General features: G+C 43.4%; 1 protein-coding gene. It reads left to right on the top strand.

Annotated features, from left to right (window positions below):
- On the top strand, positions 1 to 288 hold a 288-nt coding region (grcA, locus tag FLQ44_RS19840; RefSeq protein WP_147695758.1), incomplete at both ends, for an autonomous glycyl radical cofactor GrcA.

Genomic DNA, 288 nt, shown 5'->3' with positions numbered 1-288 from the left:
AGAAAAACGAAGCGCGTTGTATCGCGGCTAAAGGCGGCGTTTATAAAGATGACCAAGTTATCGCAATCAGCGAATTAGGTCAAATCGCATACCGCGAAGTGCCGGTAAACGTTGCTCCGACAATCAAAGTTGAAGGCGGTCAGCACTTAAACGTTAATGTTTTACGTCGTGAAACATTAGAAGATGCGGTTAAAAACCCGGAAAAATATCCGCAATTAACTATCCGTGTTTCAGGTTATGCAGTGCGTTTCAACTCATTAACACCGGAACAACAACGTGACGTAATCA

The sequence above is a fragment of the Vogesella mureinivorans genome (genome assembly GCF_007644035.1).
GTDB classification, from domain to species: Bacteria; Pseudomonadota; Gammaproteobacteria; order Burkholderiales; family Chromobacteriaceae; genus Vogesella; species Vogesella mureinivorans.
Note: the sequence above shows the minus strand (reverse complement) of the source record. Positions and strands in the feature narration are given on the sequence as shown.